The sequence below is a fragment of the Aquabacterium sp. A7-Y genome (assembly GCF_026153205.1).
Lineage (GTDB): Bacteria > Pseudomonadota > Gammaproteobacteria > Burkholderiales > Burkholderiaceae_C > Caldimonas.
In genome coordinates, this window is record NZ_JAPFBW010000040.1 from 13,907 (window position 1) to 29,152 (window position 15,246).

Sequence of the window (15,246 nt, forward strand, 5' to 3'; positions counted from 1 at the left end):
CAGCGATGAGCGCCAGCGCCCCACCCATACGCGCCGGCACGCCGCTGCTCGAGCAGGGCATACGCGCGGTCAACTTCTTCAACGGCCGGCTGGTGAGCAGCCGCGACCTGTCCCGCGACCAGGAGGCACGCCGTGAAGGCGACGCGCGGCTGGGCCAGGCCAGCGGCGCCGGCGTGGTGTCGGGGCTGGAGGTGTTGCGCCATGGTGCGCCGGCCGATCGTCGGCTGCAGATCCGCGCCGGCCTGGCGCTCAACCGCGCGGGCCAGACCTTGTGCCTGGGCACCGACCAGGTGCTGGCGCTGGTGCCGCAGGCGGACGACCCGACGCCGGACAGCGGCGACGGCTTCGGCGCTTGCCGGCCCTTGAGCGGCGGCAGCTATGTAGCCGGCGACGGCCTGTACCTGGTGACACTGGCACCTGTCGTGCGAGGCGAAGGCCAGGCCGAGGTGCTGGCGCTGGAGCCGGGCAACCTGCGCTGCAACACCGACGTGATGGTGGAAGCAGTGCAACTGCGGCTGCTGCGGGTCAGTGCCGAGCTGCTCGAAGCGCACGGCCTGGACAGCAATGCCGTCGGAGAGGCAGCAGTGTCGCGGCTGCGCAGTGCGGCGGCAGCGGCGTGTTTCGGGCAGGCGCAGCAGGCCGTGGCGCACACCCGACCCGGCAGGCCCGCCGCGCCGGGCCTGCTGGACGACATGCGGGGCCGCGGCCTTGACGATTGCGATGTGCCGCTTGCGCTGGTGTACCTCAACGCCAGCCAGGGCCTGGTCTTCGTGGACCGCTGGGCCGTGCGGCGCCGCGTCGCGGCCGGCGGGGCCTCGCCGACCTGGGCGGCCTGGCTGGGCGAAGCGCGTGATGCGGTCGCTCATGCGCAGCTCGCGCAGTTCCAGGAGCAACTGCTCGACGTGCCGGCGGGGCTGCTGCCCGGCCTGCGCGCGGTGGACTGGTTCACCTGGTTGCCGCCAGCCGGCTTTCTCGACGTCGGGGGGCCGCGGCAGGTGGACTGGCAGGCCTTCCTGGGCGAGCGCCAGCCGATGCGCACGGTGCCGCTGGCGCCAGGCGATGCACCGGCCGTGCTGGCGCAGGCGCTGCAGCGCGATGCGGTGGCGCTGAGCTCCGCGTCCGCGACGCCCCGCTTTCGGGTCTACCGCATCGACGACGGGCCCTGGTTTTTCGTGCGCGAGGCCCCCAACGCGCCGCATGCCGAGGAGGTGTGGCTGGACGGGGAGCGTGCGCACCTGCCCGGCGTGAGCGATGTGCAGGCGGCGATCGATGCGCTGTCTTCGCGCAGCTGCCGGCAACTGGTGCTGCGGCCGGACAGTGACGAGGCACGGGCGCAGGCGCTGCTGGACGCCCTGCCCGAGGGCACCCACTTGATGCTGTGCATCGAGGCTGGCACGCTGGCACTGAAGCGACCGCTGCAGCTGCGCCGGCTGGGTCATGTGACGGTCCATGGTCATGGTGCCGGCTCGCTGCTGCATTGCGCCAGCGCGGAGGTGGCCTTGCACGTTGAAGCCTGCGCATCGCTGACCATCGAGGCGGTGGCTTTGCGAGCCGACCACCCGGGCCAGCGCAAGGCCGCCGGCATCGGCCTGCTGGGCGCGCTGACGGTGGCGGACACGCCGGACGTGCAGGTCCGACGCGTCAGCGCCCGGTGCGGCCACGGCGGTGCGTTCGGTGCGGCGGCCGTCGTGGTGACGCACCATGGCACCCAGGGTGGCCGGCGGCGCGTCCAGGTGGAGGATTGCGAGCTGCAGGTAGGCAGTGGCCAGCAGGGGCTGCTGTGCATCCACACGGACATCACGACCGTACGCGGCAACACCGTCGCTGCGCTCGACAGCAAGCGACCGATGCTGCGCGGCATCGTCGTGGCCGGCGATGTCGCGCGAGAGGTGTGCGTGGCGCACAACGTGGTGGAACAGGCGGCGCAGGGCATCACGGTCGCGCTGCCGCGCCGCGAGGACCAGCAGGACCCGCCGTTGACTGTCGAACACGGGGTGCTGATCGGCAACCGCATCACGGTCGAGGTGGATGTGGGTGACCGCGCGATCCCGGGCTATGGCCTCTTCGTCGGCAACGTGCTGTCGCTGCTGGTGCAGGCGAATCGGATCAGTGCGGGGGGCACGCCGGGAGGCACCCAGCTGCTGCGCGGGCTGTACCTCAACGGCTTGTTCGGCCGCCGGCTGGCCCTGCGCGACAACCACTTCAGCGCACTCGCAGTGGGCATTGAGGTCGTGGCTCAGGGGGATCTCCCCGGCGAGCCGGGCGAATGCCTGTGGATCGCCGAGGCCAACCTGGCCGAGCACGCCCAAGAGGTCCTCGTCGCCGACGAGCTGGTGATGGCGCTGCTGCGCCGGCAGAACAACGTGGTGACGTCATGAAGCGTTGGTGCCTGCCGATCGCAGCAGGGGGTGCGAAACCGGAAAGACGCAAGCCATGCCGAGGTGGCCGGTGAAGGCCGATGCCGTCCGCACCGCCCGCGTGCCGGCGCGCCTGTCGCGCTGGCACGGCACCCGGCCCCTGCTGGAGCACTGGCTGGCCGATGCCGACGTGTCGCGCCACGGCCTGCCGTCGCAGGCCATCGTGCTGGTGCGCCGGCTGCAAGCGCCCTGGGCGCTGCTGGGCAGCCGGGACCGCAGCATGCGGTACGGGCCCTTGGCGGCCGCCCTCGCCGGTGCCAGCCGCCCGGCGCACGGCGAGTACGGCGGCGACGCGGTGTGGTTCGCCGACGAAGCCGAGCTGCTGGCCTGCCTGGCGCGCGATGCGCTGGCCGGTGCGCTGCTCCTGCGTTGGTGGTGGCGCGTGCTGCTGCGCGAGCTGACGCCGGTCGCCGCGCGTGCGGTGTGGTGGCAGACGCCGCGGCAAGTGCCGCGGGCCTTGCTGGCGCTCGGCGAGGAGTGCGCAGTGCACTGGCTGCAGAGCTGGGGCGACGCCGAACGGCAGCAACTGATCGAGCGGCTGGCCCAGGTCTTTCCGATCGCGCTGGCGGTGCGCGTGTGGGCGGGCGGCACGGGATCTGCTGCCGCGGTCGTCTTGCGACGTGCTGCCGGCGAGGCATCGCGGCCGATGCCTGTGCAGCTCGCCCTGCCATCGCCTGCACTGAGCTTGTACCGCCTGGCGGTGGCGCTCACGCGCGACCCGATGGCGGCGAGCGAGCCCGCTCGCGCGGTGCAGATTCTTGCGGTACCCGGTCCTGTCTGCCAAAGCCTGTGCGCCACGCCCGAGAGACATCGCCTGCCGCCCGCGGCGCCGGACGAGCCGCCCGCCCTGCGACCCGCTGAGCCGCGGGAAGAACCCCAGCCCTCGGGAGGCCAGGCCGTACCGACGCCAAGGACCGATGGCGCGTTCACGAGGCCAAGCGAGGTGCTCACCCACGAGGCGTTCCGTGTCAGGCCGTCGCCAGCCGCGGCGCGGGGGGTGTCGGAACGCTTCCCTGCGTCCGGGCAGACCGCGCCTGAGCTCGCAACGCCGGCCGCGTCGACCGTTGGCTTCGACAGCGCCTTCGGTGGCTTGCTGTTCCTGCTCAACGCTGCGCTGCAACTCGGCCTGTACGGCGACTTCACGCAGCCGCTGCAGCGCGGCCTGTCGTGCAGTCCCTGGCGGTTTCTGCGCGTCGCGGGTTGCACCTGGGCGGGCTGCCGCTTCCGGGCCGACCCGCTGAGCGACTGGCTGCACGATCGCGATCCCTCGCGCAATCCGGTCGACCTGAAGTCGCCCATGCCGGCGTCGTGGCTGGCGCCGTTCGTCACTGTGGCGGGCGTGTGGCGCGCCGTCTTCGAGGAGGGTCGGCTGCGCCTGCACCATCCCGCTGGCTTTGCCGTGTTCCGCGCAACGGCCGCAGCCGCGCAATGCGAAGCCCTGATGGCCGACGAGCTCGAACGCCTGGGGGCGGTGCCGCTCGCACTGCAGCGCGTGGTGGTGGCGCGTGCGCGGGGGTGCGCACGGCAGCGCCCTGCTCCCCTGCTGTGGCCCTACCTGCGCGCCCGGCTTGCGCTGGCGCTCGGTCTCGAAGATGCGCGGCAATTGAGCGCAACGCTGCTGCGCCTGCCTGCGCACATACAGCACGGTGCCGAGCGGCTCGACCTGCACATGGCGCTCGACGCGCTGCCCTTGGCGGTGCGCCTGGCCGGCCTGGACCGCGACCCCGGCTGGATCCCGGCGGCGGGTTGCGACCTGCGTTTCCATTTCCATTGAGGGCCCATGAACGACACCGCCTCCGCCCTGCGACTGCCCGCGCACACCGCCCCGACCTCGCAGCTGCGCCTGGCGCTGTTGCGCTGCACGCTCTCGCTGCTGCAGCGTGCCACCCGCTTGCTGGCGCCGCTGGACGAGCTGCTGGCGCGTTTTCCGGGGCTGCAGGTGCACGTTGACGCCGCGGCCACCTCCGGCCTCGACGGCCTGACGCTGGAGGCAGCGGTCGCGCGACTCGACGAGCGCCTGTGGGGCGCGGGCAGCGCGACGCAGCAGCCGCTGGCCCGCTTGCGCGACGCCCTGGCGCTCGATGCAGAGGGGCTCGACACCTTCCTGCTGTGTGTGCTGGCCGACGAGGACCTGTCGCTCGGCCCGCTGATCGAAGCGCTGCGGGGCCACGATGGCCGACCCACGCGCGCCTGCCTGCCCGCCACCGACGACGACCGTGTGCCGGTGGCGTTGGACCGGTTGCTCGCCGCTGGCTTCGTCACCGAACAGAGCGTCGGCCGCTGGCGCGTGCTGGCGGTGCCGCCCGCGGTGTGGCAGGCCGCGCAAGGGAATGCGCCAGGGTGGGCGCCGCCGCAAGCCTTGCCGCGCTGGAGCGAACTGATCCTGCCGCCGGGGCTGCAGTCCGCCGCGCAGCACACGCAAGTGCAGCATGCGCCGGAGCATGTGTGCTGGGCCTTGCGCGGCCCCGCGGGCAGCGGGCGCCGGGCACTGGCCGGTGCCCTCGCGCGCAGCGCCGGGCTGGGGCGGCTCGAAGCCATCGAGGGTGAAGAGCCGCTGCAGCTGGCCGCGCGCGCCACCTTGCTCGGCGCAATGCCGCTGCTGACCCTGTCGCCCGCTGCCGGCGAGCAGCTCCGGCTGCCGCCGCTGCCCGGCCTGCGTGCGCCGCTTGCGGTGAAGCTGCCGCTGCAAGGCGGACTGGCCGCTGAAGGGCGCGTGCTGCGCTGGCTGGAGCTGCCGATGCCCGACCTCGACGAGCGCCGCCGTCATTGGCGCATGGCGCGGCGATCCGACCAGGTCGACGAGGCGCTGGTCAGCCTGCGCCTGCCACGCGGCCACATTCACCGCATCGCCGCGCAGACGCGCGGTGACGACGCGGCCACCGTGGCGGCGGAGGTGGACGCCCAGGGCCGCTTCCTGCTCGACGGCCTGGCGCAGCGCGTGCCGCCGCTGCGGGTGCAGGAATCGCTGGAGGTCGGCGACGAACTGCAGCAGGAGTTCGACCTGTTGCTCGCGCGCTGCCGCCACCGGGAGGCGCTGCACGGCCTGCTGCCCGCGGCGTTTGGCCATGCCGGCGCGACCGGTGTGCGCGCGCTGTTCAAGGGCCTCAGCGGCACCGGCAAGACCCTGGCCGCACGCCAGCTCGCCGCGGCGCTGAGGCGGCCGCTGTACCGCGTGGACCTGGCGGCCACGGTGAGCAAGTACATCGGGGAGACCGAGCGCAACCTGGAGCGTGTGTTCGAGGCCGCCGAAACGCTGGACATCGTGCTGCTGCTCGACGAAGGCGACGCGCTGATGGCCGGCCGCACCGGCGTCTCGAACGCCAACGACCGCTACGCCAACCTCGAGACCAACTATCTGCTGCAGCGGCTGGAGCGCTACGACGGCGTCCTGGTCGTGACGACCAACGCGGCCGATCGCATCGACCCCGCGTTCGCGCGCCGTATGGACGTGACGCTGGAGTTCGCGCCGCCCGATGCGCAGACGCGGCACCGGCTGTGGTGCGCGCACCTGCCGGCCGGTCATGCAGTGGAGGACACGGCGCTCGACGAGCTGGCGCTGCGCTGTACGCTCACCGGCGGCCAGATCCGCAACGCGGCGTTGCAAGCCACGCTGCTGGCGCTGGAGCGCAGGTCTGGGGCCGGCGTGGGTGTCGATGAACTGGCTACGGCCTTGCGGCGAGAGTACCGGCGGGCCGGGCAGGCCTGCCCTTCGTTGAGCTTTGGGGCGTGGTCATGAGTGGGGCCTTGGCCGTGGCACCCGAGGCGGTGCACAGCGCGTTCCGTGGCGGCAGCAGCGCTGCAGGCGTACAGCGCGCGCCGCTGCGCGTGTCCTCGCCCGAAGATGCGAGCGAGCGAGAGGCAACGACGGCGGCACGTGCAGTGATGACGATGAGCGCGCCGTCGCTGTCGCGCGCGGTGCCGGGGATCATCCATCGCAGCTCAGCGCGTAGCGGCAGTGCGGCAGTGCTGCCCGGGGGGCCGGCCGGCGGGCAGCCGCTGCCAGCCCGTGTGCGCCGCTTCATGGAGCCGCGCTTCGGTGCGGATTTCGGGTCGGTGCGTGTGCACGCCGATGCGCAGGCCGCGCTGGCCAGCCGCAACCTCGGTGCGCGCGCCTTCGCCACCGGCAACCGCATCTTCTTTGGCAGCGGCCAGTACCAGCCCGACACATTGGCCGGCCAAGAACTCATTGCGCACGAGTTGGCGCACACGGTACAGCAGGGCGCAGCGCCGCGCGCCGCCGTGCAGCGCAGCGCGGACCTGACGCTGACGCCGCAGCCGGCCGGCTCGATCCAGCGCCTGGGCCTGAGCGACATCCTCGACGGCCTGGCCGAGCTGGCCGCCAACGTGCCCGGCTTCACGCTGCTCACGCTGATCATCGGGCGCAACCCGATCAACATGCGTGCCGTCGACCGTAGCTTCGTGAATGTGCTGCGTGCCTTAATGGGCCTCATTCCCGGCGGCGAGATCCTGTTCCAGGTGCTGGAGCGCTACGGCATCATGACGCGCCTGGGCCACTGGGTGGTGGGGCAGACCAGCGCGCTCGGGTTGAGCTTCCAGGCCGTGCGCGATGCGTTCACGCGCTTCACCGATTCGCTGAGCTGGAGAGACATCTTCCATCCTGGTGACGTATGGCGGCGGGCGCGCAGAATCTTCACGCCGCTGATCGACCGCATCGGCACGTTGGTAGACCGCTTGGTCACACAGGCCATCACCTGGCTCAAGGAAACCTTTCTGGCACCGCTGGCCAGCTTCTGCCGCCAGATTCGCGGTTATGAGCTCGTGACGGTGATGCTGGGGCGCGACCCCTTCACCGGTGCGCCCGTGCCGCGCACTGCCTTGACGGTGGTGCGGGCTTTCGCTGGGTTCATTCCCGGCGGCACAGAGAAGGTGGACCAGCTCGTGCAGTCCGGTGCGTTGGAGCGGGCCTATGCCTGGTTCACTTTGGAAACCCAGACGCGCAACCTTACCTGGTCCCGTGTATCGGGCACCTTCGCCGCGGCGTGGGCATCGTTGCAGATCGACGATGTGTTGCACCCGATCGCGACCTTACAGCGCATCGTGGGCCTGTTCCGGCCGCTGCTGGCCGACCTGGTCGGATTCGCCGGTGTCGCGCTGCTCAAGCTGCTCGAGCTGATTTTCGAGGCAGCGATGGGCGCTGGAGGCCGCCGTGTCCTCACGATCCTCTCCCGTGTGCGTGGGACCTTTGTGACCATCATCCACGATCCGGTGGGATTCCTGCGCAACCTCCTTGGTGCGGTCGGCCGAGGTGTACGCCAATTCATGACCCACATCCTCGCGCACCTTCGCACTGGCGTGATCGCCTGGCTCACCGGTCCGGTGGCCCGCGCCGGCGTCCAGATGCCCGAGCGTTGGGACCTGCGCGGGATTGTGTGGTTTGTGCTGCAGGTTCTTGGCATCACGTGGCCGCGCGTGCGTGAGAAGCTGGTACGGCTGATGGGCGAGCGGCCAGTCGCCGCGCTCGAAGCGGGGTTCCAGTTGGTGCAGGAAGTTCGCCAGCGTGGCCTGGTGCAGGCGCTGCGCGAGCGCGTGAGCGAGTTCTTCGGTGGCCTGCAAGAGACAGCGCTGGGTGCGATCCGCGGTTTCATCCAGCGGCGGCTGGTGGTGGCCGGCATCACGCAGCTGCTGTCGATGCTGAACCCGGTGGGAGCCATCATCCAGGCCATCATCAAGACCTACACGACGATCCAGTTCTTCATCCAGCGCATCAACCAGATCCTCGACCTGGTGGAGTCGATCGTGAACTCCATCGCTGCCATCGCCTCCGGCGCCATCGGCGCGGCGGCCAACTTCGTCGAGCACACGATGGCGCGCACGATCCCCGTGATTCTCGACTTCCTGGCGCGGTTCATCGGGCTGGGGGATGTGGGGGCGCATATTCAGCGCACGATCCGCGAGCTGCAGGCCAGCGTTGACCGCATGCTCGACCGCGCGGTGGACTGGATCCGCAACCAGGCGCGCAACCTGGCCAGTCGCCTGCTGGGCGGAGACCCAAGCGTGCCGCAACAGCAACGGTTGCAGAACGGTGTGCGCGAGGGCACGCAGGCGGTGAACCGGTTGTCGGGTACCTGGATCGGACTTGCGGTGATCAGGCCGGTGCTCGCCGCGATACGCCTGCGCCATAACCTGCAACGGCTCGACGCAGAGCCGCGCGATGGGCGCTGGGCCGTTGTCGGCGTGGTCAACCCAACGCTGGCCGAGCTGTCGACCAAACTCGTTGACACGACCACCATAGGCGCCTTGCAGCGTACCTACGACCCGGTGAACGTGAGCCGCTTCGGCACCGTCGCCACCGTAGTAAGCCTCAGCCAGATCGGCAGTCCGCGGCCTCCGACAGCTGAGGGCAACGCCATCTGGAACCGGCTGCGTCGGCGCATGCTCAGCGCGGGCGGTGAGTACTATGTGCGAGGCCACCTGATCAACGGCACCTTCGGCGGTCCCGGCAACGACTGGCGCAACCTGACACCGCTGACCCAACGCGCGAACAACAGCTCGATCGCATCAATGTTGCGCACGTTCGAGCGGCCGGTGCGTGACGCGGTCAGGAGCGGTGCCGTGGTGACGATTCGTGTCGAAGCCGGCTACCGGCCGGCAGGGCGAGCTGCCGTGGTGGCCGCTCTGCGCGCTGGAACGACCACGATCCCCGGCCGCTCCGCGGCTCAACACAATGCGATAGCCGACGTGATCGAAGCCGAGGAGGCCGTGCCGGCCGAGGTTGTGGCCACTGGTACCGTGCGTCGCGGCACGAGCACGACTCCGTTGCCTCCCAGCCGTACGCAAAACGCGATCGACACCGATCTGGCGCGCTACTTCCTCGTCGCAGCACCGGGCTCGTCGGCCGTCAAGGCCCCCGCCACTCGTCGCGTGGTCAATTTGAGTACCGCCAACGCGGCAACGATGGCGACGCTTGCAGGCATGGACACGGTCAAAGCGGCACAGGTTATCGCCGCCCGCCCGGCAAGCGGTTTCGTCGATCGCGATGACTTTGTCGCGAAGATGGATCATGCGGGACTGCCCGGCGCGTCGCTACTTCATAGCATGGTGAGCACCGCCAATGTCCGCATCATCTACCGCTAGCCGAGCGCTGTTGCCGGATCACTCGGCGCTGCCCGCGTGGAGCGGGGCGCACGCGAGCGAACTCATCCTCGTCGTCGGCTGCGGCACATCGGCAGCACTCGTCACCGCCTTTCCGAGCCTCACGACCATCGGTGTCAACGACGTCGGTCGCCTCTTTGACCCCACCTACCTAGTAGTCGTGAACCCACGCAACCAGTTCAAGGCCGACCGCTTTCGGTACGTCGAACGCTCCAAAGCTCTGGCTTTGTTCACGCAGCTCGACCTCGGCCCTGTCGATCCATCCGTCGTACGCTTTCGTCTCGGCCGCTACGGCGGCACGGAGTTCGACGTTGATGGGGTGCTCCACTACACCCAGAACTCGCCCTATGTCGCGGTGTGCCTGGCCGCCCACATGGGCGCGCGCCGCATTGGCCTGATCGGCGTGGATTTCACCGACCATCACTTCTTTGCCGCCACCGGCCGCCATGCACTCGCAAGCCGGCTTGCACAGATCGACCAGGAGTACGGCGCGCTGGCCGAGGCGCTGCGCCGGCAGGGCGTGGAGTTGGTGAACCTCAGCCCCGCAAGCCGGCTGCAAAGCTTGCCACGCCTGTCGCAAGAGGCATTCACCGGAGGCGCATGCGCTGTGGCGGCGCCGGTGCGGCGCCAACGCGTCTTCGTCGTGAACTACCGCTTCCTCTCTTGCGGCGAGGTCTTCGCCGACGGCCTGCGCCACGCAGCCGCCGAGCTCGGCGTGGACCATGCCGACGCTTACTGGGACGAACCACGCCTGCCCGAGAAGGTGGCCGCCTTCCACCCCGACCTGCTGATGGTGGTGCACGGTCGTCGCTTCGCTCAGAAGTGGCGCGACCACTTCCGCGCCTACCGCACGGCGGTGTGGCTCACCGACGAACCCTACGAAGTAGATGACACCGAGCGCTGGTCGTCGGGCTTCGATGCGGTGTTCGCCAATGATCCCACCACGCTGCACCGCCACCGCAACGCGCACTACCTGCCGGTGTGCTTTGACCCCAAGGTGCACCACAGCAGCGATGAACCAAGGCCCTATAAGGTCGGCTTCATCGGCGGCTACAACGCCACGCGCGAACGTTTCCTGCTCACGCTGGCCGAGGCCGGCCTGCTCGGCTACGTGGTCGGCGGGCCCTGGCGTGCTCCGGCACTGCGGCAGCTGTGTCTGGCCACCAACATCCCGCCCGGCCGCACCGCCGATCTCTACCGCCAGACCGAGAACGTGGTCAACGTGTTCCGCGAGACCCATCACTTCAACACCCAGCACGTGCCCGCCCACGCAATGAACCCGCGCATCTATGAGGCACTGGCATGCGGCGCCGCGGTGGTGTCCGAGCGCCGGGCAGAGATCGGCGAGGTGTTTCCCGAGTTGCCGCAGTTCGACAGCCCCGAGGAACTGGTGTCCATCGTCCAGCACCTGCTGGCCGACCGCGAGGCGCTCGCGACGCTGCGCCGGCAATGCGCCGCTCACCTGGACGGCCACCGCTACCGCGACCGTCTTGCGCGCGTACTGGCAATCACGACCCAACACAAGCCCACCGAGGAGCCCAGCATGCAGCCCGTTGCGATCGCACCTTCGCCGCCTGCAGCCCCCACGCTGCCGCTGGTAGCCGGCCGTGCACCGCCAGCCGCACGCCCGGAGCCCTTGCCTTTCACCGCGCCTCCTAGGCGCAACCTGCTCTACCACATCTGGCCAGTGCGCGGCAGCACCTGGCGCTGGAACCTCGACGAGCTGAAGCGCCGCATCGATCTCTTCAACGGCCGCCGCATCATCGGCATCGTCTGCGACGCCCGCTCGGAGCCGGCCGAAGCGGTACAGGCCGACCTGGACGGCCACGGCTGCGAGTTTGTCGTCGCCCCGAACGACGAGCGCGGGGAAGCGATCACCTTCACGTCCATGCTCGAACGCGTGGCCTCGACCGAGCACAACGAGCTGTCGTTCTACGCCCACGCCAAGGGTGTGAAGTACGAGCCGCAGTTTCCGCCCAGCGTGCGCCGCTGGGCCGAGGTGCAGTACGGCGTGCTGCTCGACCACTGGCCCGCGGTGAAGGAGCAGCTGCAGCGCCACGCGATGACGGGGATCTTCCGCAAGCACGGGCGCTTCGGCAACCACCACAACCTGGGTGACTGGCACTACAGCGGCACCTTTTTCTGGATGCGCCATGCGCATGTGTTCCGCCGCCGCTGGCAGGACGTGCCCCAGTTCTATGGCGGCGTGGAGGCCTGGCCCGGCACGCTGTTCCACCGCGACGAGACCGGCTGCCTGCTGCTCGACCAACTGCGCGAACTGCCCTACCAGGACCGCTTCTGGTCGCAGCGTGGCGAGCCCGCGTTCCGCCAATGGCAGGCGGGTGTCCGGCCGGTGCCCGTGCCGCAGGACCTCGCCATGCCCCGACCCTTCGACGGCCACACCGCGCCGCGGCTGGAGCAGAAGCCCGAGGAGTTTGCGTGGTGGATCGATCGCCTGCTGCACGACAACGTGCGCAGCCTGCTGATGGTGGGCGGGGGCTGGGGCGGCGAGGAGTGGCACATCCTGCGTCGCTTCCACGAAGCCGGGCGCGAGATCGCGATCACCACGCTCGCCGCCACCGAGCGGCGCGAGTGGCACGAAGCAGCGCGCGACGCCGAGGCCCGCTACGGCCAGGCACCATCGCTCGTCGTGGGCAACACGGGCGACCCAGGTATCGAAACCCGGCTGAACGCGCACTGCGATGCCGTCTTCATCGACGGCGACCATGGCTACCGCGGCTGCCGGCAGGACTTCGAGTTCGCGCGGCGTCTGCAGCCGCGGCTGATCGGCCTGCACGACATCGTCGATTCCGACTGGCATGCCCATGCGCGCTGCTGCGTCTCGCGCCTGTGGGCCGAGCTGCAGGGCAGCGAAGCGACCGAGCAACGGGTCTCGGCCGACTGGGGCGGCATCGGCATCGTGGCATGTGCGCGATGAACAAGCCGTTCGCCGCGGCCTATCGAGAAGCCCTGGACCGCACACGTGCCTGGCTGGCCGACTTCGGCACGCGTTTCCAGCCGATCAGCATGGCCACCTCGGCCGAGACTGGCGCCCTCCTGTCGGCGCTGCTCGAGCGGCTCGCGCCGACGCGTGTGATAGAAACCGGCAGCGGCTTCAGCAGCGCGGTGCTCGCCGGCGCCTTGCACGTGGAGAACGACGCGGGCTACGAGTGCCGCGTGCGCGAGTGGCTGGCGCACCTGGGCATCGATCCAGGCACCTTCTGCGGCTACGACACCTTTCATGCCTCGGACATCGAGGGCCGCTTTCTGATGTTCCTCGACGGCGACCTGCAGACGCGCGAACGCACCGCCGTCTGGCTGCAGGACAAGCTGGACCGTGCGGTGGTGCTGATCGACGACGCTCAGCCCGGCACCTTTGTCCAGGTGCAGGCGGTGCTTGACGGGCTGAAGACCGACCCGCGCGGTCGCCTGATCGACTGTGCGGCCTGGACGCGCGATGGCTATGGGCGCTCGGCGTCGCTGTGGGTGGGCGAGGCGAGCGCCTTCCCGCAGGAGCTGATCGAGCAGCTCGCGGCAGGCCCCAGCGGGGCCGCCGCGCTGCCGGTGCGGCTGCTGCTGTGCATCAACGATACGCCCGAGAACGCCCGCTGGGAATGCACCGTGCGCTCGCTCACCAGCATCGGCATCACTGCCGATCTGCAACAGCACCCGCTGTGGATCGTCGACAACGGCAGCACCTGCGCAACCACGGCGCGCTTTCTGCGGGTGTGGTGCGGGGACCAGCGGAGCCGTGGGGCGGAAGTGCGGGTGTTCCGGCTGCCGCAGAACCGCCACGCCACTTACGCCTTCAACCGCCTGTTCGCGATGGTGCCGGCCGGAGACTGCGTGATCCGACTCGAAAACGACATCGAGTTCCACACATGCGGCTGGCCGCGGCGGATGGCCCGCTTTCTGGCGCGTAGCGGTTTCGGCCTGGTGTGCGCCAAGCCCGTGGACCTGCCCACCAAGGCGCTCGGGGTGCCAACCACCGAGGTGGCGGGCATGCGTGTGCAGGTGGTCGACGAGGTGGCCGGGTACTGCACCGCGATTGCGCCTGAACTGCGGCTTCGGCTCGGTGCGCTGGTGTGTGCCGGCGTCTACATCGAGGATGTGCTGACCAGCCGTCGCGCGCAGGCACTCGGCTATCGCATGGCCTTCCTCGACCCGCAGGAGTTGCGCTGCTACCACGTCGACCGGGCGCCAAGCGAGGCGTACCGGCGCTGGAAGCAGGGGGTGGTGGCCGCCGAGCACCAGGCGATGGCGCAGGCGCTCGCCGCTTGGGGCAGCGGTGCTCGTGCGCCATATGTCCCCTTCGCCTGGAGCGAGGATGACGGCTTTCATGAATGCCGCTTCTGAACCGTCAGCGCAAGAGACCAGCGTCCGAGATTTGCGCCGTTTCTCGTCCGAGACAAGCCAGCCACTCGCGCAACGACGACAGCCCGGTCCCGGCTGTTCCATCACCCTGGCGCTGCGTCGTTTGATCATGGCCTTCATCGTGCGGGTCACCCCGCGCTTCTGGCTTCTGACCTGATCCGAGGATCTGCACACGGCCGACATCGGCGCCCCGGTAGCCTTTGTCCGCCATGACCGTTCGCGGCCGTTGATTGGCCAGGATGCTCACCTGCTCGATGGCTTCGTCCAGCGTGTGCCTGAGCGCGTGATATTTCGGCCGATGGCCGGCGCGGCCTGTCAGGCCACGGCCTGCCTGGTCGAGACCGGGCGCTCCAGCACCAGCAGGTATTGCACGATGCCCAGTTCCTCATCGTTGATGCGCTGGTAGCGCGGCAGCATGTGAGGCTTGACGCTGGCCAAATAGGCCGGGTCTGCGCTGGCCAGGGCCTTGGCCGTCTTCACCACGAAGCCTGCGCCCTCGGCCGCCTGCACGAACTCGTGCGCACGCACGCGGTTCGTCGTGGCGATGTGCGAGAACATCATTCGCCACAACCCATCGGGGCAGGTCAGGAAATCCAGCGGCCGCTGAGGGCGGTTGAAGACATTGTGGCCACGCAGGTCGATGTTGCAGATGAACCGGCCACCAGGCTTGAGCGCCTTGTAGATGGCCTTCATCGCCACGGGCACATCGGCCACGTGCTCGAAGGCATCATTGGAAAAGGCGAAATCGACCTGCCGGTCGAGGTTCATCGATTCGATGGGTGCACGCAGCACGGACACGCCGTTCACCTGCGGCGGCTGCGCATAGCGCTCCACGGCGATCATCTTCTCGCCGCCGGCCTTGAGAAACTGGCCGCACACCTCCAGGTTGTCGCCCGGCCCGATCTCCAGGCCCGTCTGGCCGGCGACATCGCCCACGTAGGGCGACAGCACCCGGTAGATCGACTCGCCATGGGCACGCCGGGCCTCCTCGGACCAGACCGCCGTCTTGTGGCCGCCGCGCCGGATGCCACCCAGCAGACGGTGCGCCAGATTCCTGAGCACCGCCACCACCATCTGGCGGGGGGATAGTTGGACCATGCGAATCTCCGCTGTCGGCTGTTGATGTGGATAGGCCTATCCAAATGAGCAGCAAAAAGCCTCAGTTGCGCCAGCAGCATGCCGTGCTGTGCCCAGCGCCGCACAGCACGGCATGCAGCGCATCACCCAGTGCGCCTTTAAGTGGGTTTCGATGTCCCACCGGTCGGCTGCTTCTACGGGCTGGTCTCCGAGTTGCTGGGCCCCTGCGGCATTCGAGTGGAATGCGTTGAATTGAACATAGGCA

At 69.6% G+C, this 15,246-nt stretch carries 7 protein-coding genes and 1 pseudogene; 6 read left to right on the forward strand and 2 right to left on the reverse strand.

The genetic code is table 11. The annotated features are described in order from the left end of the window. Window positions 1–5 precede the first annotated feature (5 nt). The 6 genes from OOT46_RS26540 to OOT46_RS26565 are packed head-to-tail and all read left to right on the forward strand — an operon-like array spanning window position 6 to window position 13,886. Window positions 6–2,378, forward strand: a complete 2,373-nt coding sequence (locus tag OOT46_RS26540; protein ID WP_265406644.1) for a hypothetical protein — start codon at window positions 6–8, stop codon at window positions 2,376–2,378. Between the two features lie 55 nt (window positions 2,379–2,433). Further along, window positions 2,434–4,191, forward strand: coding sequence for a hypothetical protein (locus OOT46_RS26545; RefSeq protein ID WP_265406645.1), 1,758 nt, complete (start codon window positions 2,434–2,436; stop codon window positions 4,189–4,191). A 6-nt stretch (window positions 4,192–4,197) separates the two neighbouring features. Beyond that, a complete protein-coding gene (locus OOT46_RS26550) occupies window positions 4,198–6,153 on the forward strand; it encodes an AAA family ATPase (RefSeq protein ID WP_265406646.1) in 1,956 nt (651 codons plus the stop codon). Between the two features lie 14 nt (window positions 6,154–6,167). Continuing rightward, window positions 6,168–9,512, forward strand: coding sequence for an eCIS core domain-containing protein (locus tag OOT46_RS26555; protein ID WP_265406668.1), 3,345 nt, complete (start codon window positions 6,168–6,170; stop codon window positions 9,510–9,512). A 10-nt stretch (window positions 9,513–9,522) separates the two neighbouring features. Then, a complete protein-coding gene (locus OOT46_RS26560) occupies window positions 9,523–12,468 on the forward strand; it encodes a glycosyltransferase family protein (protein WP_265406647.1) in 2,946 nt (981 codons plus the stop codon). After that, a complete protein-coding gene (locus tag OOT46_RS26565) occupies window positions 12,465–13,886 on the forward strand; it encodes a hypothetical protein (protein ID WP_265406648.1) in 1,422 nt (473 codons plus the stop codon). The genes OOT46_RS26560 and OOT46_RS26565 overlap by 4 nt, the downstream gene beginning before the upstream one ends. A 108-nt stretch (window positions 13,887–13,994) precedes the next feature. Here OOT46_RS26565 and OOT46_RS26570 read toward each other — a convergent pair. Beyond that, window positions 13,995–14,178: pseudogene (locus OOT46_RS26570) on the reverse strand (IS5/IS1182 family transposase); the annotation flags it as partial. A gap of 41 nt (window positions 14,179–14,219) precedes the next feature. After that, the gene (locus OOT46_RS26575; RefSeq protein ID WP_265406649.1) at window positions 14,220–15,002 is read right to left on the reverse strand and encodes a class I SAM-dependent methyltransferase; all 783 of its coding nucleotides are present in this window, start codon (window positions 15,000–15,002) and stop codon (window positions 14,220–14,222) included. Between the last annotated feature and the right edge of the window lie 244 nt (window positions 15,003–15,246).

Excerpts from the sequence above, each read along its gene's own strand:
- OOT46_RS26540 (WP_265406644.1), top strand. The coding sequence starts at position 6 with ATGAGCGCCAGCGCCCCACCCATACGCGCCGGCACGCCGCTGCTCGAG.
- OOT46_RS26545 (WP_265406645.1), top strand. The coding sequence starts at position 2,434 with ATGCCGAGGTGGCCGGTGAAGGCCGATGCCGTCCGCACCGCCCGCGTG.
- OOT46_RS26550 (WP_265406646.1), top strand. The coding sequence starts at position 4,198 with ATGAACGACACCGCCTCCGCCCTGCGACTGCCCGCGCACACCGCCCCG.
- OOT46_RS26565 (WP_265406648.1), top strand. The coding sequence starts at position 12,465 with ATGAACAAGCCGTTCGCCGCGGCCTATCGAGAAGCCCTGGACCGCACA.
- OOT46_RS26575 (WP_265406649.1), bottom strand. The coding sequence starts at position 15,002 with ATGGTCCAACTATCCCCCCGCCAGATGGTGGTGGCGGTGCTCAGGAAT.